The sequence below is a fragment of the Candidatus Pelagibacter sp. PS_06 genome, from assembly GCF_059418045.1.
Genome location: NZ_CM182078.1, coordinates 959,473 through 980,131 on the forward strand (window position 1 = coordinate 959,473; position 20,659 = coordinate 980,131).

The 20,659-nt window shown below is 30.2% G+C and carries 19 protein-coding genes; 8 read left to right on the forward strand and 11 right to left on the reverse strand.

Translation table 11 applies throughout. From position 1 onward, the window contains the following. The 4 genes from AC5SLZ_RS04950 to mobA are packed head-to-tail and all read right to left on the reverse strand — an operon-like array spanning position 1 to position 4,034. A complete protein-coding gene (locus AC5SLZ_RS04950) occupies positions 1 to 1,218 on the reverse strand; it encodes an aminopeptidase P family protein (RefSeq protein WP_494615207.1) in 1,218 nt (405 codons plus the stop codon). A gap of 4 nt (positions 1,219 to 1,222) precedes the next feature. Then, positions 1,223 to 2,128 carry a DMT family transporter gene (locus AC5SLZ_RS04955; RefSeq protein WP_028036625.1) on the reverse strand — a complete coding sequence of 302 codons (906 nt, stop codon included), beginning with the start codon at positions 2,126 to 2,128 and terminating at the stop codon, positions 1,223 to 1,225. A gap of 51 nt (positions 2,129 to 2,179) precedes the next feature. After that, positions 2,180 to 3,433 (reverse strand): molybdopterin molybdotransferase MoeA, encoded by a 1,254-nt coding sequence (locus AC5SLZ_RS04960; RefSeq protein WP_494615209.1) that lies wholly within the window; start codon positions 3,431 to 3,433, stop codon positions 2,180 to 2,182. Next, entirely contained in the window at positions 3,426 to 4,034 is a 609-nt protein-coding gene (mobA, locus tag AC5SLZ_RS04965; RefSeq protein WP_028036623.1) for a molybdenum cofactor guanylyltransferase, read from the reverse strand. Before mobA ends, AC5SLZ_RS04960 begins: the two co-directional genes overlap by 8 nt. Before the next feature lie 42 nt (positions 4,035 to 4,076). On the opposite strand from mobA, the gene AC5SLZ_RS04970 reads away from it, so the two are divergent. From AC5SLZ_RS04970 to AC5SLZ_RS04995, 6 genes are read left to right on the forward strand one after another with little or no spacing between them, the layout of a single operon-like run. Then, on the forward strand, positions 4,077 to 4,475 hold the full coding sequence (locus tag AC5SLZ_RS04970; protein ID WP_028036622.1) for an iron-sulfur cluster assembly scaffold protein: 399 nt from the start codon (positions 4,077 to 4,079) through the stop codon (positions 4,473 to 4,475). Continuing rightward, positions 4,475 to 4,951: an HPP family protein gene (locus tag AC5SLZ_RS04975; RefSeq protein WP_028036621.1), complete on the forward strand. Its 477-nt coding sequence runs from the start codon at positions 4,475 to 4,477 to the stop codon at positions 4,949 to 4,951. Before AC5SLZ_RS04970 ends, AC5SLZ_RS04975 begins: the two co-directional genes overlap by 1 nt. 3 nt (positions 4,952 to 4,954) lie before the next feature. Continuing rightward, positions 4,955 to 5,794, forward strand: a complete 840-nt coding sequence (gene fdhD, locus AC5SLZ_RS04980; RefSeq protein ID WP_494615211.1) for a formate dehydrogenase accessory sulfurtransferase FdhD — start codon at positions 4,955 to 4,957, stop codon at positions 5,792 to 5,794. Positions 5,795 to 5,812: 18 nt separating this feature from the next. Then, positions 5,813 to 7,468 (forward strand): NADH-ubiquinone oxidoreductase-F iron-sulfur binding region domain-containing protein, encoded by a 1,656-nt coding sequence (locus AC5SLZ_RS04985; RefSeq protein ID WP_028036619.1) that lies wholly within the window; start codon positions 5,813 to 5,815, stop codon positions 7,466 to 7,468. Then, positions 7,468 to 10,236, forward strand: a complete 2,769-nt coding sequence (fdhF, locus tag AC5SLZ_RS04990) for a formate dehydrogenase subunit alpha (RefSeq protein ID WP_494615212.1) — start codon at positions 7,468 to 7,470, stop codon at positions 10,234 to 10,236. Before AC5SLZ_RS04985 ends, fdhF begins: the two co-directional genes overlap by 1 nt. 5 nt (positions 10,237 to 10,241) lie before the next feature. Then, complete coding sequence (locus tag AC5SLZ_RS04995; RefSeq protein ID WP_494615214.1) at positions 10,242 to 11,687, forward strand: protein adenylyltransferase SelO; 1,446 nt, start codon at positions 10,242 to 10,244, stop codon at positions 11,685 to 11,687. Between the two features lies 1 nt (position 11,688). Here the strand turns inward: AC5SLZ_RS04995 and AC5SLZ_RS05000 are convergent, their stop codons facing one another. Beyond that, positions 11,689 to 12,792 (reverse strand): NAD(P)/FAD-dependent oxidoreductase, encoded by a 1,104-nt coding sequence (locus AC5SLZ_RS05000; RefSeq protein WP_494615215.1) that lies wholly within the window; start codon positions 12,790 to 12,792, stop codon positions 11,689 to 11,691. 2 nt (positions 12,793 to 12,794) lie between these two features. Further along, complete coding sequence (locus AC5SLZ_RS05005; protein ID WP_494616229.1) at positions 12,795 to 13,190, reverse strand: TspO/MBR family protein; 396 nt, start codon at positions 13,188 to 13,190, stop codon at positions 12,795 to 12,797. Between AC5SLZ_RS05005 and AC5SLZ_RS05010 the strand changes: the two genes are divergently transcribed. Both AC5SLZ_RS05010 and AC5SLZ_RS05015 read left to right on the forward strand, forming a co-directional pair. Beyond that, complete coding sequence (locus tag AC5SLZ_RS05010; RefSeq protein WP_494616235.1) at positions 13,096 to 13,332, forward strand: hypothetical protein; 237 nt, start codon at positions 13,096 to 13,098, stop codon at positions 13,330 to 13,332. The two genes, AC5SLZ_RS05005 and AC5SLZ_RS05010, sit on opposite strands and share 95 nt — an antisense overlap. After that, positions 13,284 to 14,045, forward strand: coding sequence for an SDR family NAD(P)-dependent oxidoreductase (locus AC5SLZ_RS05015; protein ID WP_494615217.1), 762 nt, complete (start codon positions 13,284 to 13,286; stop codon positions 14,043 to 14,045). Before AC5SLZ_RS05010 ends, AC5SLZ_RS05015 begins: the two co-directional genes overlap by 49 nt. On the opposite strand, the gene AC5SLZ_RS05020 is transcribed toward AC5SLZ_RS05015, so the two are convergent. Genes AC5SLZ_RS05020 through gcvP form a run of 5 tightly spaced genes read right to left on the reverse strand, consistent with a single transcriptional unit; the run spans position 14,042 to position 20,659 of the window. Then, complete coding sequence (locus AC5SLZ_RS05020; protein WP_494615218.1) at positions 14,042 to 14,590, reverse strand: DUF3833 domain-containing protein; 549 nt, start codon at positions 14,588 to 14,590, stop codon at positions 14,042 to 14,044. The two genes, AC5SLZ_RS05015 and AC5SLZ_RS05020, sit on opposite strands and share 4 nt — an antisense overlap. A gap of 18 nt (positions 14,591 to 14,608) precedes the next feature. Beyond that, the gene (locus tag AC5SLZ_RS05025; RefSeq protein WP_028036612.1) at positions 14,609 to 15,787 is read right to left on the reverse strand and encodes an SAM-dependent methyltransferase; all 1,179 of its coding nucleotides are present in this window, start codon (positions 15,785 to 15,787) and stop codon (positions 14,609 to 14,611) included. Continuing rightward, entirely contained in the window at positions 15,787 to 16,551 is a 765-nt protein-coding gene (locus AC5SLZ_RS05030) for a DUF1365 domain-containing protein (protein WP_028036611.1), read from the reverse strand. Before AC5SLZ_RS05030 ends, AC5SLZ_RS05025 begins: the two co-directional genes overlap by 1 nt. Then, positions 16,544 to 17,788, reverse strand: a complete 1,245-nt coding sequence (locus AC5SLZ_RS05035; RefSeq protein WP_494615220.1) for an NAD(P)/FAD-dependent oxidoreductase — start codon at positions 17,786 to 17,788, stop codon at positions 16,544 to 16,546. Before AC5SLZ_RS05035 ends, AC5SLZ_RS05030 begins: the two co-directional genes overlap by 8 nt. A gap of 12 nt (positions 17,789 to 17,800) precedes the next feature. After that, complete coding sequence (gene gcvP, locus AC5SLZ_RS05040; RefSeq protein ID WP_028036609.1) at positions 17,801 to 20,659, reverse strand: aminomethyl-transferring glycine dehydrogenase; 2,859 nt, start codon at positions 20,657 to 20,659, stop codon at positions 17,801 to 17,803.

Genomic DNA, 20,659 nt, shown 5'->3' on the forward strand with positions numbered 1-20,659 from the left:
TTAATTTTTTATAATATTATGTTCAGGCCCGAAAGGAAATTTAGTAATATTTTCTGCGCCATCTTTACCGATTACCAATATATCATGTTCTCTATACCCACCTGCTCCTGGATTTCCTTCAGGGATCATTATCATCGGCTCCATTGAGATAACCATATTTTCTTCAAGCACTGTATCTATATCTTCTCTAAGTTCTAATCCTGCTTCTCTTCCATAAAAATGAGAAAGCACTCCGAAAGAATGTCCGTATCCAAAAGTTCGGTAATGCAAATATCCTAGTTCTGCAAACAATTCATTTAACTCATGACAGATATCTGAACATTTAACACCTGGCTTTATAAGCTCCAATCCCCTTTTGTGAACTTTAACATTTGCTTCCCAAGCTTTAAGACTTTCATCATCAGCATGATCTAAAAATAATGTTCTCTCTAAAGCTGTATAGTATCCAGAAATCATTGGAAAAGTATTAAGAGATAAAATATCTCCTTTATTAAGTTTTTTGTTTGTTTTTGGATTGTGTGCGCCATCAGTATTGATACCTGATTGAAACCAAACCCAAGTATCCATGTATTCAGCATCAGGATATGATTTTACAATTTCACGTTCCATTCGATCACGACCTGCAATTGCTATCTCAATTTCTGTATTGCCTTCTTTGATGTTTTTAACAATTTCTTCTCCACCTAAATCAGCTATTCTTGCTCCGTTTTTAATAATTTCTATTTCCTCATTAGATTTAATCATTCTTAGTTGCATTAAATCTTTTGAAACATCACTAAAAACAGAAAAGGTAAATATAGAACCAATTTTTTCCTTCATATCTAAAGTGACATGATCATTTTCTAAACCAATATTTTTAGGAGGATCGTCTCGTCCAATAATAGAGACTATAGCTCTTAAAAAATTATCTCTTTTCCAATCTGTATAAATTACATTGTCAGAGTGTGATCTTCTCCAAGGTTGACTGGCGTCAATATTTGCTGAAATGGTTGAGATTTTATTTTTTGTGACCACGCATCCATAAGGTCTTCCAAATGAACAATAAATAAACCCTGTGTAATAAGCAATGTTATGCATTGAAGTTAAAATAACCATATCCAAGTTATTTTGATCCATTACTGTTCTTAAATTATTTACTCTTCTATCATATTCAGAATTTGAAAAAGGAAGTTTAACTTTCTCCCCATTTTTTAGTGAAAAAAAATCTGGTCTTTCCATAAAATTAATTTAATCCGATATATCTTTTATTCCATCTCATTACTAAACTGTAATAGGTAAGAGATATAAAAAGAAAAAAACCACCGATAATAGTATTGGTTGTTGGAATTTCATTGATACCAAATAAAGGTAACCATACCCAAAAAATTCCACCTATTACCTCTGTAAGAGACAATAAAGTTAATTCAGCAGCTGGAATTGCTTTGGATCCTATTGAATATAAAATTAAACCTAAGCAAACTAAAGTTCCATGTAGGGAAAATAAAGAACTGTTATAACTTGATGAAAAGAAAACTAAGTCTTTATTTAAAATTACTATCGCTGCAAAAACAAAACAAAACAATCCAGCAAAAGCAGTGGTTGTAAATTTAGGGGTTTCTTTACGCCATCTTAAAGTAACTGAAAATACTGCAAATCCTAATGAAGAGGTAATCCCAAAAATAAATCCTACAAATGATGTTTCCGTATTATTTCCAACAGCCATAATGCTGATACCCACAGTGGCAATTAAAATAGATACCCAAACATTTAAAGAAATTTTTTCTTGTAAAAATAAGAAAGCAAGAAGAGCTGTAAAAAATGGCATAGCAGCTAGACACAATAAAGTTATAGCGGCACTAGTATTTGTTATAGAGAACATAAAAGAGATCATTGCAACACCTAGGCCGGCCCCCCCTAATATTCCAGATAAGCCCATCTTCAAATAATTTTTATAAAAATCTTTTCCTTCTTCAAAAAATAAATAGAGATTTAGTAAGATGAATATTGTTAATCCTCTACCAAATATATACTGCCAAGGTATTAAATGTGGTTCATCCATATGCCTAACTACCAATGGTCCAAATGACCATATAAGACCAGCAAACAAAACAACAGGAACTGCTATTTTAGGGTTTTTCAGTTGAAACATATCAGGATATTTAATTCTAAATAGATTTAACTACAACAAAAATGACATTGGTTAAATTAATGAACTGTTAGAGTGATTAGGAAAAAAACACTCAACAATTTCACCTTTTTTAAACTTAGACTTGCCAGCTGGTAATAAAGCCCAAATATTGGATTTAACGAATGATTTCAGCTTATACGATTCCTGACCCTCAAGAATTTCCACTTCTACTTTTCCATTTTTAGTTGTGTTCAGTTTGCTCTTAGCAAATCTTACAAAACTTTCCTTCTTAGTAAAATTATTTTTTAAAATAGCCCTTAAAGGTTTTTCTTCATTAAGGCCCAGTATATTTTCAATATATGGGTAAACAAAAAACCTAAAACATGCAGCTGATGACATTGGGTTACCTGGTAGACCAAAAATTACTTTTTGATTTCCTTTGATTTTTGCAAATAAAATTGGTTTTCCTGGTCTTATTGCAACACCTTTAAAAAAATTTGATAATTTAAAAGATCTAATAACATCTGGCACAAAATCAAATTTACCTGCCGAAACTGCACCTGAAGTAATAATAATATCAGTACTAGATTTTAACATCTTGGTTATTTTGGTTTTAAAAACTTTTTGATGACTATCTCTTAAGATGCCCCCATTCTTAAAATTAAATAAGAAATTTTGGTCTAAATTTTTAATATAGTGACAATTAGAATTTCTAACCTTCCAATCAGGAATATTATCTTGGTTAGATATTTCATTTCCAGTTGAAAAAAATAAAATATTTATTTTTTTTTTAACACTTATGTTTTTAATTCCAAGAGTTTTAAATGTTAATATATGATTAGGTTGAATAATCGAATTTTTCTTAAGAACAATTTCATTTTTTTTATAATCAGATCCTTTAAATCTAACATGATTAAATTTATCCACTTTTTTATTAATCAAAATATATTTTCTATTTTTAATACTTGGAGAAAAAACAATTTTTTCAATTGGGACGATGGTATCAAAGCCGTTTGGAATAATACCTCCTGTCATAATTTCAACTGCATCAAATCTTTTAATAATTTTCTTAAAGGGTCTTGCTCCTGCTGCAATGGATCCTATGATTTTAAATTTTTGGTTTATTTTTTTATTTATATTTTTTGTATCTTTTGAATTAATTGCAAAACCATCAAAAGCTGCATTATTCCCTGATGGGTAATCAATGCTTGAATAAATATTTGCTGAAGCAACTCTATTTAAAGAGTTAACACTTTTAATTTTCTCATCTTTGATTTTGATGATACTTTTTTTTAAAATTTTTTTTGCTATTTGATAATTAATCATTTAATAAATTTACTTTAGCTTCTTCAAGGTCCTCTTTAGTATTTATATTAAAAAATGGATCATTTTTATCAAATTTCATATTAATTATTTCCACCCCAACACTATCCGCCCAATCTTCAACTTTTCTATTTCCTTTATTTAAATCATCCTCCAATTTATCAATTAAATCAATAGACCATAGACCAAATATATTGTGTCTCGTATTATTGGATTTAATAAAAAAAAGCTTACTTTTTTGAAGACTTACCTTGTCATAAAAATCCTTTAATATTTGTTTTTTAAAAAATGGAGTGTCAGTTGGAAAGGTAGAGATCCATTGGTAATCCTTATTATTATCTTTTATCCACTTCATTGCTGTCAAAACACCTCCTAGTGGCCCTAAATTATTTTTAAAATCTTTAATGACTGAAATCTTCTCTGATTTTTGAAATTTTATTGAATTATTGGATATAATTAACAGCTCTTTAAATTCATCTATAACTTCAGATAAAACATAATCTATTAGTGATTTATCTTTTAATTTTACTTGGGACTTGTCTTCCCCAAATCTTAGGGACTTTCCGCCTGCTAGAACTACACCTAAAATCTTGCTATGATCCATTTACAAAATATAAAACATTAAGACTTTAATTAAAGAAATATAATGGATCTTAGAATTTTAGAAATAGCATCTCATACCGATAACAATAAAATCCTAGAAAATTTTACACATAAATCAAAACACAAAAATCCTTTATGTGGTGATGAGATGGAAATTAGCCTAGTTGTTAAAGACGATGTTGTAAAAGATATGGGTTATCAATGTAAATCTTGTGTTTATTGCCAGGCCTCAGTCAGCTTACTCTCACGAAAAATAAAAGATAAAAATGTAGAAGAAATTAAGTCTTTTGCATTATCAAGTGAAAATTTATTTACGGATGTAAAGACTATTTTAGAAAAACATTGGAAAGATTTTAAAGAAATTTTTGATAAAAAGAATATTGCAAGAAAAGATTGTTTACTGCTTCCACTTAGAACAGTTTTAAAGGCTTTAAAAACTTAATGATTAAAATTACTAAACCACTTTTGCAGAAAGCATTGATTGCAGGTTTTTTTTCAGCTTTTACAATCGGTGTCTTAACTGTTCTTACTTATAAAAGTACACTGGGGTATTTTCTTGCTGGTTCATTTGGTTCTTCTATGGTTTTATTATTTGGTTTTCCAGAAAGTCCATTTGCTCAACCAAAAAATGTTTTCTTTGGCCATCTGTTAACAGCATTAGTTGGGATAATTTTTGTAAACTATATACCTTTACCAATTTATATGAACATCGCTCTTGCAGTAGGTGCCGGGGTTTCATTAATGATTTTATTAAATGTAGTTCATCCTCCCGCAGGTGGAAATCCAATCATAGTAATTATTGGAAGTGTTTCTTATGAATATTTGATTAGCCCAATAATTTTTGGTTGTATTATAATTTTATTATTAGCTATTTTGATTAATAAATTTATTCTTAAAAAAAATTATCCCTTAAAATAACTTATGAACTCTAAGTATAAAGTTTTAAAATTTAATTCTAATAAATTTGAAAATTTTGAGGATTTAGTTTCTATTGAAGAACCCTTAGAGATTTCATTAAAATTTAAAGAGAACGATCATTGGGTTACAAAAATATTATCAATTACGATGAGAACTCCTGGTGATGATAAAGATTTAGTGCGAGGTTTTCTTTTCAACGAACAATTAATAAAAGATATTAAAGATATTGATACTGTAGAAAGTTTTGGTGATAAGGTTGGTCAATACAACATTCAAAATAAAATTTTAGCGACTTTAAATAATTCAGAAAATATTGACATCACAAAGATTAAGAGAGATTTTATGTCAAACTCCTCATGCGGTGTCTGTGGTAAATCTTCATTAGATGCATTAGAGATTATAAAACAAAATAAGACAAATCCAGATCAGCCTAAAATATCTAAAGAAGTTATAATTAAATCCCCTAACATCCTTCGAGAAAATCAATCTGAATTCAGTAAAACTGGTGGTATTCATGCGAGTGGCTTGTTTAACAACAACGGTGATTTGATCTCTGTTAAAGAGGATGTGGGTCGTCACAACGCTTTAGATAAACTTATCGGTTGTACTTTAGTTAATGGGCAAATTAATCCCTTAACTCAATTCATAACTTGCTCTGGAAGGCTAAATTTTGAACTTGTTCAAAAGGTATTGATGACTGATATTGGAATTATGATAGGCGTTGGTGCGCCAACTAGTCTTGCTATAGATTTAGCGAATAAATTTGACATTACCCTTATAGGTTTCGTAAAGAGGGATAGTTTTAACATTTACACAAATAACAAAAAAGTTATTGTGAGCTAATTAAAAAAAAGGGTAATTGTGTCAAAAAACATTAGTAATTTATCAGGAAGAATAGGCTTAAAAGACAATCTTTTTAAGCAAATCTCTGAAAATACATTAAGCAATAATCCTAAAGATATTAAAGAAATTGCTAAAGAACATAATTTAGGAGTTTCAACTCTTCATGGTGCTGAGAGTTTCTACGAATTTTTAAGACCTTCACACAGAGAAAAAAAAGCATTTGTTTGTAATGGAAGTGCTTGCATGTGTGCTGGTACACAAGAAAAATTAAAAGATACTTTAAAAGAAAAATTAGGTGACGATAAAGTTGGAGAAATGTTTTGCTTAGGGCATTGCTATGAAAATAATGCATTTCATTATGATGGTGAAAACTATGCAGGAAAAGACATAGAAAAAATTGATCAAATTTTAAAAGGTGAAGAAATCAAACAAGATAAGTTTTTCTCAAAAAGTTACGCAACAACAAGTTTTTTAATGGATGATAAGTTGTCATCTACTGATCAATTTAAAGATCAATTAAATAAATTTTTAAAAACAGACAAACAAGAAATTATTAAGTCTCTATTAGAATCAAACCTTACTGGAAGAGGTGGTGCTGGGTTCCCAACAGGAATGAAATGGGATTTTTGCAGTAAAGCAAAAGGAGATAAAAAATATGTTTTATGTAATGCTGATGAAGGTGACTCAGGTGCATTTTCAGATAGATATCTATTAGAAGATCAGCCACTAAAAGTTATTTTTGGTATGGTGTTATGTGGAATGGTCATTGGAAGTGATGAAGGTGTTTTATATATAAGAGGAGAGTATCCAAAATCTATAGAAGCTATCAATGGCTGTATCAATGATCTTAAAAAATTAAATCTATTAGGTGATAATATTTTAGGAACAGATTTTTCTTTCGATCTAGGTATTTGTATTGGTCAAGGTGCTTACATTTGTGGAGAAGAAACTGCTTTGATTGCATCTATTGAAGGAAGACGTGCTGAAGTAGATGTTAGACCTCCATTTCCAGTTACAGAAGGTTTGTATAAAAAACCAACGGTTGTTAATAACGTAGAAACTTTAGCAGCAGCAACTGGTATTTTAATAAATGGTCCTGAAAAATTTTCAGCAATTGGAAATAAAAAATCTGCAGGAACTAAACTTGTTTGTCTTGATAGTTTTTTTAATAATCCTGGTGTTTATGAAATTGATATGGGAACACCAATGAAAAAAATATTTAATGAAATTGGTGGAGGGTACAAAGAACCAATTAAAGCTTTTCAAGTTGGTGGTCCATTGGGTGGTGTTGTGCCATTAAGTGAAATTGATAATTTAAATTTAGATTTTCAAGAATTTACTGCCAAAGGTTTTATGTTAGGGCACGCTAGTGTTGTTAGTATTCCAAAAGATTTTTCAATGTCTGAATATATTCATCATTTGTTTGAATTTTCAGCAGAAGAATCATGTGGAAAATGTTTCCCTGGAAGACTTGGTTCATACAGAGGTAAAGAAATGTTTGATCAAGCAAAGAAAGGAACTGCTAAAATACCCCTTAAATTACTTAACGAATTGCTTGTAACAATGCAAAAAGGCTGTTTGTGTGCTTTATGTGGGGCTATCCCTACTCCAATTATGAATATTCTTAAGTACTTTGGAGACGAAATGAAAAATGATATGGTGAAAGATAATTAATGAGTTCTGAAAAAAGAAAAATAGCTTATATCGATGGTAAACCATATGAAATTGGTGCTAACCACACGTCTATATTAAAATTTGTTAAAAGTTATGTTGGAGAAAAAAAAGTTCCAACTCTTTGTGATGATCCAAATTTAGCTCCTTATGGTGCTTGTCGTGTTTGTTCGGTTGAAGTTGCTTTAGAAAAAGATGGCCCAACAAGAATGGTTGCATCTTGTCATACTCCAGTTGCTGAAAACCAACATATCTTTACATCCAATGAAGCAATAACAAGTCTTAGAAAAAATATTGTTGAATTAGTTTTAACAGATCACCCTATGGAATGTGATAGTTGTGAAGTAAATAATAATTGTGAACTTCAAACAGTTGCTAATGATTTAGGTATTTCGGATCACAGATATAACAGTCCAAAGCAGCACAAAGGAATTCCAAGAGACACTTCTCATGATTACATGAGAATGAACTTAGATAATTGTATTAATTGTGGAAGATGCGTTAGAGCGTGTGATGAAATACAAGGTTCTTTTGTTTTAACAATGAGTGGCAGAGGATTTGAGTCTAAAATTACAACAGACAATGACATGATGTTTGGTGATAGTTCTTGTGTATCTTGTGGAGCTTGTGCACATACTTGCCCAACAGATGCAATCTCTGATGTTTTTAAATCAAAATCTGCTGATGTAGATGAAAAAGTTAGAACAACTTGTTCTTATTGTGGAGTTGGGTGTAATTTAGAAGCATCAATCAAAGACAACAAAGTTGTTGCTATAGATACTCCAAAAGAAACAGAAGTAAATGCAGGACATACTTGTATTAAAGGTAGATACGCTTTTAGTTTTTATGATCATCCTGACAGATTAAAAACTCCATTGATCAAAAGAAATGGAAAATTTGAAGAAGCATCGTGGGATGAAGCTTATGACTTTATCAAAAAAGAAATGAATAGAATTACAAATGATAATGGTCCTGATGCATTTGCGGGAATTTCTTCAGCAAGATGTACTAATGAAGAAAACTATGTTTTTCAAAAAATGATACGAGCTGCTGTTGGAACTAACAGTGTAGATTGTTGTGCAAGAATTTGTCATTCACCAACAGCGTGGGGTATGCAACAAACATTTGGAACAGGAGCTGCAACTAATTCTACAGAGGATATTTATTTTGCTGATTTGTTTTTAGTAATTGGCGCCAACCCTACTAACGCTCACCCAGTCACAGGTGCAAAAATTAAACAACAAGTAATGAAGGGCAAAAAATTAATTGTACTAGATCCAATTACTACAGAGCTTGCTAAGCTTGCAAATTATCACATCAAACTTAGACCTGGAACAAATGTTGCAGTTCTTAATATGATGTTACATTTCATCATTAAATCAAAACTACATAACGCAGATTTTGTAAGAGATAGAACTGAAGGTTTTGATAATTTTATTAAAGAGATTGAAAGACAAGATGTTGATCATTTAGCAAAAGTTGCAGGTGTAGATAAACAACTTGTTAAAGAGGCAGCAATTGCTTACGCAACAGCACATAATTCTATGGAATTCCATGGTTTAGGGGTAACTGAACACCAACAAGGTTCAAAAACTGTAATGCTAATAGCAGATCTTGCAATGATTACTGGAAATATTGGAAGAAGAGGTGTTGGAGTGAACCCTCTTAGAGGTCAAAACAATGTGCAAGGTGCAGCTGATATGGGTTGTCAACCACACCAAGGTGCTGGTTATTTTGAGGTAGCAGATGAAAAAAATCAAAAATTCTATACAGAAAAATATGGAGTAACCCATCCGACTAAACCAGGATTAAAAATTCCACAAATGTTTGAAGCAGCAATTGATAAAGAATTAAAAGGTCTATGGATTATTGGAGAAGATATTGTTCAAACTGATCCTAATAGTGCACACGTAGTTGAAGCGATGAATTCTTTAGAGCTTTTAGTTGTTCAAGAAATTTTTATGAGTGAAACAGCAAAACTTGCAACCGTTGTTTTGCCTGGTACAACTTTCTTGGAAAAAGATGGTACATTTACAAATACTGAAAGAAGAATTCAAAGAGTAAACAGAGCTGTTGAACCTTTACCAGGAACAAAACCTGATGGATTAATTGTAACAGATATGATGCAAAAACTAGGTTTTAATCAACCCACATATAACGCTGATCAAGTTTTATCGGAAATTGCAGATGTTGTTCCTTTCTTTAAAGGAGTGACAAGAGAAAGACTTGGTAAATTAGGATTACAATGGCCAGTTCAAGAAGATGGAACAGATACTCAAATTCTTCATACTGAAACATTTAAATTAGGAAAAGGACAGCTTAAGAATTTTGACTGGAAAGAGTCGACAGAAATTGAGGAAAACAAAAAAGATTATCCTTTAATTTTAACAACAAGCAGAGTTCTTCAGCACTATAATGCTGCTACCATGACAAGAAGAACTAAAAATATTAATATTGTTGATGAAGATGTTCTTTTAATTCATCCTAAAGATGCTGCACATCGAGATATTAGTACTGGTGATATTGGAAGACTATATTCTGGAAGAGGTGAAGTAGCTTTAAAGGTAGAAGTAACAGATAAGGTCAAAGAAGGAATTGTGTTTACAACATTTCATTTTCCAGAACATATGGTCAATATGGTTACAGGTCATGGTAAAGATGAAGAGACTATGTGTGCTGAATATAAAGTTTCTTCTGTTGAAGTTCAAAAAATTTCAAACCAATTTAAAACTGAAGTTAAACCTAAAGAAAATCAAGCAGAAGTTAGTTAATCAAAATGACCATTGGTTGGCATTTTGATAACACATATTCAAAATTATCTAACACCTTTAGGGAAGAAGTTAAACCTACCCCCGTCCATAATCCTGAGTTAGTAGTTTTAAATGATCAATTAGCTAAAGATTTAAACCTAGATTTTTCTAAAATAGAAAAAAAAGATTTATCTCAAATATTTTCTGGAAATACTTTACCAAAAGGATCTACTACTATAGCTCAAGCGTATGCAGGTCATCAATTTGGACATTTTACTATGCTTGGAGATGGTAGAGCTGTTTTGTTAGGAGAGCATTTAGTAAATAATACCAATAGATACGATGTTCAATTTAAGGGCTCTGGTAGAACGTCTTTCTCAAGAAGTGGTGATGGTCGTGCAGTTTTAGGCCCCATGTTAAGAGAATATATAATTAGTGAAGCCATACATGCTTTAAAAATACCAACTACTAGAAGCCTTGCTGTAGTCAAAACTGGTGAAAAAGTTGTTAGAGAAAATTTATTACCAGGAGCTATCTTAACACGTGTTGCTTCAAGTCATATAAGAGTTGGAACTTTTCAATATATTGCAGCAAAGCAAAATATTGATGACTTAAATACATTGGTTGATTACACAATCAACAGACATTATCCAGAAATTCAATCCTCTAAAAATAAAGCACTAGATTTACTTAATCTTGTAATGGAAAGACAATGTAAATTAGTAGTTAACTGGATGCGAGTTGGTTTTATTCATGGTGTTATGAATACAGATAACATGTCAATCTCAGGTGAAACTATTGATTACGGCCCATGTGCCTTTATGGATCACTATAATCCTAAAACAGTTTTTAGCTCTATAGACCAACTTGGAAGATATTCTTTTTCAAATCAACCCCCAATAACGAAATGGAATTTATCAAGATTTGCTGAATGTCTAATTCCACTTATTGATAAAAATGAAGATAAAGCCATTCAGTTAGCTACTGAAATAATTGATAACTTTCAAAATATTTATGAAGAAAAATGGCTTAATATGATGAGGGATAAACTTGGTATATTTGGAAAAAGTAAAGATGATAAAAAGCTTATTGATGATTTGTTAACTTGGATGGAAAAAAACAAAGCAGATTACACAAATACCTTTTGTTATTTGATGAACATTAAGATTGCTAACAACAGCTTATATAATGATAAAGACTTTATTAATTGGTCAAATGAATGGCAAAATAGAATTTCTATAAATGATAATTCAAAAGAGAAATCCTTAGAGCTAATGAAAGAAACAAACCCAGTTATTATACCAAGAAATCACAAAGTAGAAGAGGCTTTGAAAGCAGCTAATGAAGATAACTTAGAGGTAATGAATAAAATGTTATCTAAATTTGATAACCCATACAATGAGCAAAAAGATATTGAAGATTATCAGTTACCCTCACTTGATGACAACTATCAAACATTTTGTGGAACTTAATTTATAGAACGTAAGGTTCTGGTCGTGCATTATTTCCAAGCACTCTTTCAACAGCAAAATCACTAATATCAATTGTTTGATAAGATCCAGTAGTAATTAGTTCTGTTAAGGCTCTTCCAATCCCTGGAGCTTGCATAAGACCCCTACCAGTAAATCCTGAGGCCATATAAACATTATCAAATTTTGGATGTTTACCAACAACCGCGTTGTTATCTAATTTGTTACAATCATAATAACCAGCCCATCCACCAGTTAGTTTTAATTCTTCAAATGCCGGTATCCTTTGTGCTAAAGCTGGCCATACTAATTCTTCAAAATCATTCCATGCTGGTTCTAAATCAGTTGCATCAAAAACAGAGTTTGGAGATCCAGCTAGATACTCTCCCCCTTCAGGTCTCCAATAAACACCTGTAGTTAAATCACCAGTAAGAGGCATTTCCTTTATATATTTTGGACATTTAACTCTAAAAACTGTGTGTTTTTGAGGAACAACCGGAATATCTTCTAATAAATCTTTAGTCCAACAACCAGCAGCAGATATTATTGTTTTAGCTTTTATTTCAGAAATACTTTTAACTTCTCCTTTAATAAATTCAGCACCAAGTTCAATAGCTTTACTTTTTAAAGCACTATGAAACATGAATGGATCAATCCAACCTTCACTTTGGTTATCTGTATAAGTTGCTGTTTCTATACCTTCACTGTTTATATAGGGAAATACTTTTGATAATTCAGAGCCTTTAATATTTTTTGTTCCTGCTTCACAAACTTTATGATTTTCAAGAGCCTTATATTGTTCATCAGCATGTTCTGGTCCAAACATTAACAAATAACCATTAGTTACCATGCTGGCAGTTGGATTGGGATTTTTTTCAGTTTTTAAAAGATTTGGAATTTGGTAAATAAATTCTCTTGCAAATTTTCCAAGTAAGATATTTTCTTTTTGGAAAAACTGTCTTCTAAATCCACCTAAAGATAATGGAAATGAAGCTGTTTTATAAGTTGGGTCTCTTTCTATTACTTTAACTTTTCTACCTTCTTTAGATAAAAAATAAGCACTTGCAGCACCTATTATTCCACCACCAATAATTACAACATCATCCATATTTAATTTAACAGTATTAAGTTCAAATTTAAAACTAAAGCAAACGTACACCAAAGTACATAAGGAATCATTAGGTATGAGCTAACCAAGTTGACACGTCTAAACCTAAAAATAAGTATAATAATTAAAACTATTAAAATTACCAATATAACTAACGCTAATAACATATTATGTAGTACGAAAAAAACTATACTCCAAGTTGTATTAAAAACTAGATGGATGAAATAAATATAGACGGTGTTCATATCTCTTTTTTTATTGTGCCAATAAATCCATATAGCGAATGTCATCATCAAATAAAGTGTGGTCCAAACTGGAGCAAATATCCAATCTGGAGGATTAAATGAAGGTTTAATTAACAATGAATACCATGGCTCCTTAAAGCTAATTGTTGCCAAACCTCCAATGAAAGAAGCCGAAAACGTAACTAAACTTAATAGTAAGAATGATATGAATTTGTTTTTTAACACATATCTATTATACAATAAATTATGGGAGATAAAAAAGTTATTTGGATTACAGGTGCTAGTAGTGGAATAGGTAAAGCGTTAACAATTAAATTTGCAGAAAGTGGTTGGATTGTTGCTGCATCTGCTAGACGTGAAAATTTATTAAATGAACTTAACGAACTTAATAAAAATATCTACCCTTTTCCATTAGATGTAACAGAAATAGAAAATTGTAAAATAGTTGCAAAAAAAATAATTGAGCAATTTAACCAAATTGATATTTGTGTATTTGGTACTGGTATGCATGATCCAAAATCAGAAAAAAAATTTAATCTAAATAAAATAAGAGAGATTATGGAAGTAAATTATTTTGGAACAATGAATTCTATAAATTCTATTTATGATTACTTTTCTGAAAAAAAAAGTGGGCAAATATCAATAATATCTTCAGTTGCTGGTTACAGAGGATTACCTGCTGCAGGTGCATATTGTGCCTCAAAAGCAGCTCTTACCAGCTTTGCAGAAAGTTTGAATTTTGACATGATGCAAAAAAATGTAAGAGTTTCTTTAGTTAGTCCAGGTTTTATTAAAACGCCAATGACTGATCAAAATGATTTTCCAATGCCAATGATAAAATCTCCTGAATTTGCTGCTAATGAAATTTTTAAAGGACTTACTACTAAAAAATCATTTGAAATACATTTTCCAAAAGTTTTCACTTATTTTTTAAAATTTCTTCAAATACTACCTAGTAGTCTTTATTTTAAACTTGTTGCTAAAGGAATGAAGAAAATAGATTACTAGTCTTTAACAAATACGACTGTTAACTCAGCAACTTTAAAACCAAACTTAGTCATAGTAGCTCTATTAATAGCAACTCTATCATCTTGTTTAAAAATCCAGTCATCAAAGGTAATTTTCATTTCTTTGCCTTTAACTGGTACCAACAAAACATATTCGAATTTAAAAGCTGGCCCATAAGAGAAACCTTTAGCCTTTCCAACAACATCACCGGCTGTACCTTCGTAATAATTTTCATCTATTTTATTAATAATCCATTCTCTATCCTGAACCTCACCATCATCCCAATTAAATTTTTCTTTAAGGATTAATTGTTTCCCATCCCAAGATCCATTTAAGTCAGCTGAAAACTGTCTTGTTACTTTTCCTGATCTATTTTGTAATACGCCCCAAGCTTTAACATTTCCAGTCATATACTCTTCTATAACTAATCTTGGTTCTTTATTTTTAAAATCTTCTGGTTTCATGGCACTATTATTTGAACAACTTGTAATTAAGAATAATGAAATTATCAATGAAATTGATCTAATAAATTTTATATGACGCATTAACTTCTCCTATATGTATTATTTGTTTTGAAGTGAAAATTGAATTAAATCAATATTCTTAGATTTAAAACCTGCTTCACAATATGAAAGATAAAATTCCCACATTCTTTTAAAAGTTAAATCAAATCCTTGATCTTTAATTAAACTCCATTTTTTGTTAAATTCATCTTTCCATATAGCAAGTGTATCTGCGTAATGATCAGCATATGAAATATATGAATTTACACTTAGACCGTTTTTAGAAACGAGTTTATTAATAGTATTTTTATTGGGCAAAAAACCACCTGGAAAAATATATTTTTGGATGAAGTCTTGTTTGTTTTTATATCTATCATAAAGACTATCATCAATTGTTATTGCTTGTATTGCGGCTTTGCCACCATCAGATAGATTATCCTTTATAGTTTTAAAATAACTTTCTAAATAATTTTGTCCTACAGCTTCAATCATTTCAATTGATGCAATAGAATTATATTTACTGTTTAAGTCTCTATAGTCCTTAATTTCAATATTTACTTTTTCATTAAGACCACAACTATGGATTCTCTCTTTAGCGTACTCGAATTGCTTTTTTGAAATTGTGATACAATCTAATTTAACATCGTAATTTTTACCAAGGTATTCAGCAAACCCACCCCAACCACAACCTATCTCTAAAACTTTATCTCCATTACTAGGTTGAATTAAATTAATTAATTTTTGGTATTTATTGTTTTGAGCATTGGATAAGTCTTTATTTTGCTCATCAAATATTGCGCTAGAATAAGTAAGTGTTTTATCAAGCCATAGTGAGAAGAAATCATTTCCAAGATCATAGTGTCTAGCTATATTTTCTTTACTTCTACTTTTGGTATTTTTGACAAATTTATTTTTAATAAAATTTAAAAATTTTAAATCTAATATTCCAGAAAATTTATGAATAATACTTATATTTCTTGCTGCTAATTCAATTAGATTAGATAAATTACTAGTTTCAAATTCATCTCTCATATAGCATTCGGCTAAACCAACGCTTCCCCCTTTAATCAAATTATAGCTTAGAGATGATGATTTTATTTTTAAATCCGCTTTAAGTTTATCATCATAATTACCAAATTTAAAAAGTTCGCCAGATATTGAGGTGATTTCTAAATATCCAACACTTATTCTTTTTAAAATATTAAAAATTATTTTGTCAGCAATTTTATGTAAAATCATTAATTTTCAAATGTAATATTATTTTTGACTTTTATTTTTTTTTTAATGAATTTAATTCCTTTTGCCCATAATTTAAACGCTTCAAAATGTATCGCTAAAATAATTTTAAATGTCATTACTGGGTGTTTTAAGTAAGATTTAACTAATTGTTTTGTATTAAAATCACTTCTAACTCCATCTTGAGAGGCGTATAAGATTTTGTCTTCATTCTCGTATTGATCAATTACAACTGAAATTTTATTTCCTGGTTTTAATAACCTAAAGAAATAATTACAATTCATTTCAATAAATGGGGATACATGAAATTTTTTAGAACAGTTGTTTTGTATCAAATTTGAATCTTTTGTTACTTTAAATATATATGTGTGTTGTTCACCGAATGTATTCTTAACTTCATATAAAATTGAAATTAACTTATCTTCTAAATTATAAATATAAAAAACACTTAAAGGATTAAAAACAAATCCAAAAATTCTTGGGTAACACAAAATTTTAATTTTTATATCTTTAGCTTGAATGTTATTTCTTTCTAAATTTTTTTGGACCCATAGTTTTAAAGGAGTACCATTTCTTTCACCATGATCTTTTTCGTAAAAACTAATTAAATTAAATTTATTGATTGAAAAAAAATTAACATTTTGATCTAGTTTTTCTAATTCAGAAAGATCTATTAACAGAGAAAAAACTTTATATCTAAAATTATGAACTTTAGGTTTAAACCTTTTGTGTATTACTTGACCGTTATAAATAGCTGAGTTAATCATTTAAGGTTTTAAGCATCTCTATTGAAGATTTTATTCCATCTTCATGAAATCCGTAACCAAAATAACTTCCAGCAAACAAGGTATTATTTACATTTTGAATTGATTTTAAATTTGACTGATTTTGTAGGGCATTTTCATCATAATATGGATGGGTAAAATCAATTTCATTAAACACTTTATGATGATCAATTTTAAAAAAAGGGTTTATCGTTAAAAATATATTTTTATCAATTTTAAGATTTTGTAATTGATTAAGCCAATATGTAACTGAAGAATGTTCCTTATTTTCAGGATTTAATGAGGAATTCCATGAGCACCAAGCTTGTTTATTTTTTGGCATTACACTTTCATCAGAATGGATGACTGCTCTATTTGGTTTGTATTTAAAATTACTTAAAATTTCTTTCTCTCTATCTGAAATATCTGAAATGATTTTCAAGCTTTCATCTGCATGTGATGCTAGAACAACTTTGTCGTAAGTAAAAAATTCACTTTCTGAACCATAATAAATTTTAACACCATTGCTATTTCTTACAATTTTGTTGATTTCATAATTTTTAAAATATTCTCCACTAATTTTGGAAAGTATTTTACTAACATAAGTTTTACTTCGATTAGCAACTGTAAACCATTGTGGTCTATTTTTAAGTTTGAATAGTCCATGATTTTTAAAAAAATTTAAAAAGAATACTAATGGCATTTGTGAGGCCTCATATGGTGGCATTGACCATATTGCAGAGACCATAGGTATAATATGATAATCAACAAAATATTTAGATTTTCCAATATTGTTTAAATATTCACCCAAAGTAACCTTATCTAATGAGTTTGGGTCTAAATTTTCACAATTTTTATAAAAACTTATAATTTCAAAGAACATTTTAACAAATTTAGGATTTAATAGATTTCCTTTATTTGAAAAAATACCATTTAAACCTTTTCCGCAATATTCAATATTTGTGTCTTTAACAGTAACTGAAAATGACATATCGCTTTCCTCAATTTCAATTTCATTTTCTTTAAAAAAATTTATTAAATTTGGATATGTAATTTTATTAAAAACCATAAATCCTATATCAACTGCAACTTTTTCTTTATCATTAAGCTTAATGTCTAGCGTGTATGAATGACCGCCAAAACGATCTTGTTTTTCAAAGAGATCGACTTTATGTTTTTTTGAAAGATAATATGCAGAACTTAATCCAGAGATACCTGACCCAATTACAGCAATTTTCATTAATAAATTATTTTATGCAGCAGTATCTTTATATTCATCAATCGATGGACATGAACATACTAAGTTTTTATCTCCGTAGACATTATCAACTCTTGCAACAGGTGGCCAGTATTTAATCTGTTTTAAAAACTCTGATGGATATGCTGCTTCCTCTCTTTCATACTTATGTTCCCATTTGTTGGCGATTAGTTCAACATGAGTATGTGGTGAGTTTTTAATTGGATTATCAATTTTATCGTATTCTCCCGATTTAACTTTATCAATTTCTTCTTTGATTTTTTTTAAGGTATTACAAAACCTATCAATTTCTTGTAAACCTTCACTTTCTGTTGGCTCAATCATCATTGTTCCTGCAACCGGCCATGACATAGTTGGAGCGTGAAAACCAAAATCGATTAATCTTTTTGCAATATCTTCTTCTGTAATCCCTATTTCTGATTTTATTTTTCTAATATCAATAATACATTCATGAGCCACATTTCCATTTTTACCTTTATATAATATTGGAAATGCATCTTTTAATTTATGAGCTACATAATTTGCATTTAAAATCGCTACTTGTGATGCTTTTTTAAGTCCTTCAGAGCCCATCATTTTTATATACATCCATGAAATAGATAAAATACTAGAGCTTCCCCATGGTGCCGCGGAAACCGCGCCCATACCTGTTACTGGCCCACAATCTTTAATTACAGAATGATTTGGCAAATAAACTTCTAAATGTCTCTTGCATGCTATAGGTCCCATTCCTGGTCCTCCCCCACCGTGAGGAATACAAAATGTTTTATGTAAATTAATATGACAAACATCAGGACCAAACTTTCCAGGTTTTGCAATCCCAACAAGAGCATTTAGATTTGCTCCATCCATATAGACTTGCCCACCATTATCATGAATAAGTTCACATATTTCAGAAATTTGTTCTTCAAAAACTCCATGCGTTGATGGATACGTGACCATTAATGCTGCAAGGTTTTCTGAGTGAGTTTTTGCTTTCTCTTTAAGATCTTCAACATCAACATTCCCATGTTCATCACATTTTATGACCACTACTTTCATGCCTACCATTTGTGCACTTGCAGGATTTGTTCCATGTGCTGAGCTTGGTATTAAGCAAACATTTCTATTCTTATCTCCATTATTTTCATGAAATTTTTTGATAACCATCAAGCCTGCAAACTCTCCTTGAGCACCAGCATTTGGCTGCAAAGATACACCTGAAAACCCAGTAATTGATCTAAGCCAATTTTTTAAATCAGTAAATAGGGTTCTATATCCTTCCATTTGTTCAACTGGAGCAAACGGATGGGGTTCAGAAAATTCTCTCCAGGTAACTGGGATCATTTCCGCAACTGCATTTAACTTCATTGTGCACGAACCTAAAGCTATCATAGATCTGTTAAGAGCTATATCAGCGTCCTCTAATTTTTTAAGATATCTAAGCATATCTGTTTCTGAGTGATAACTATTAAAAACAGGATGAGTTAAATATTCAGATGTTCTTAATAAATTTTTTGGCAAATTATTTAAATTTTCATTTAAATTTTCTTTAATTGCTTCTGAACAATTAAAAATTTTTAATAACTGATTAGCTCTATAAACATTTTTTCTTTCATCAAATGCAACGGAAAGCATCTCGGAATTAACTTTTCTTATATTTACATTTTGTCGTAATGCATTTCTAAAAATAGAGTCAGTTTTATCTAAAGTTTTAATTGTTACTGTGTCAAAGAAATGGTCTGAATAAAGTTCATAACCTGATTGTTTAATTTTATCTGCAAAATTTTTTGCTAATTGAGATGTATTTTCTGCAATTTTTTTCAAACCATCGGGTCCATGATAAATTGCATACGCAGCAGACACAATTGCAAGCAAAGCTTGAGCTGTACAAATGTTACTAGTAGCTTTATCTCTTCTTATGTGCTGTTCTCTTGTTTGAAGGGAAAGTCTGTATGCTTTATTCCCATGTCTATCAACAGAAACACCTATAATCCTTCCGGGCATAGATCTTTTAAATTCATCTTTAGTTGCAAAGAAACCAGCATGTGGACCTCCATATCCCATTGGAATTCCAAATCTTTGAGAACTACCAACTGCAATATCTGCTCCTAGTTCAGCTGGTGTTTTTAGTTTAGCTAAAGCTAATAAATCACAAACCAACACAGCTTTTCCATTATTTTTGTGAATTTTACTTATTGCTTCACTTGGATCTTTAATATCTCCCAATGTTCCAGGGTACTGTAAAATCCCACATACAATATCCTCTTTTATATCTGTAGATTCATCACCTACCACAACTGTTAAACCTAGAGGCTCTGCTCTAGTTTTTATGACATCAATAGTTTGTGGATGACAATCTTTTGATACAAAAACAATATTAGAATCATTTTTACAAATTCTGTAGCTCAATCCAACGGCTTCTGCTGCAGCTGTTCCCTCGTCTAATAAAGAGGCATTTGCAATATCTAAACCTGTAAAATCAGTTATCATTTGTTGAAAATTCAAAAGCATTTCCAATCTTCCTTGAGCAACTTCAGGCTGATAAGGAGTATAAGCAGTATACCATCCAGGATTTTCTAAAATATTTCTTAAAATTACATAAGGTGTATACGTGCCGTAATACCCCATACCAATAAAATTTGAATAAATTCTATTTTGTTTTGAAATAACTTTTAACTTTCTCAAAGCTTCATATTCAGAATTTGGTTCACCAATTCCAAGATCCTCTTTTAATAAGATTTTTTCAGGAACAGTTTTAGAAATTAAGTCATCTAGGCTATCAAAACCAAGCTCATTAAGCATTTTTTGTTGATCAGCATCTGATGGACCAATATGTCTTTTTATAAAATCTTTTTGAGAACTTTTAAGCAT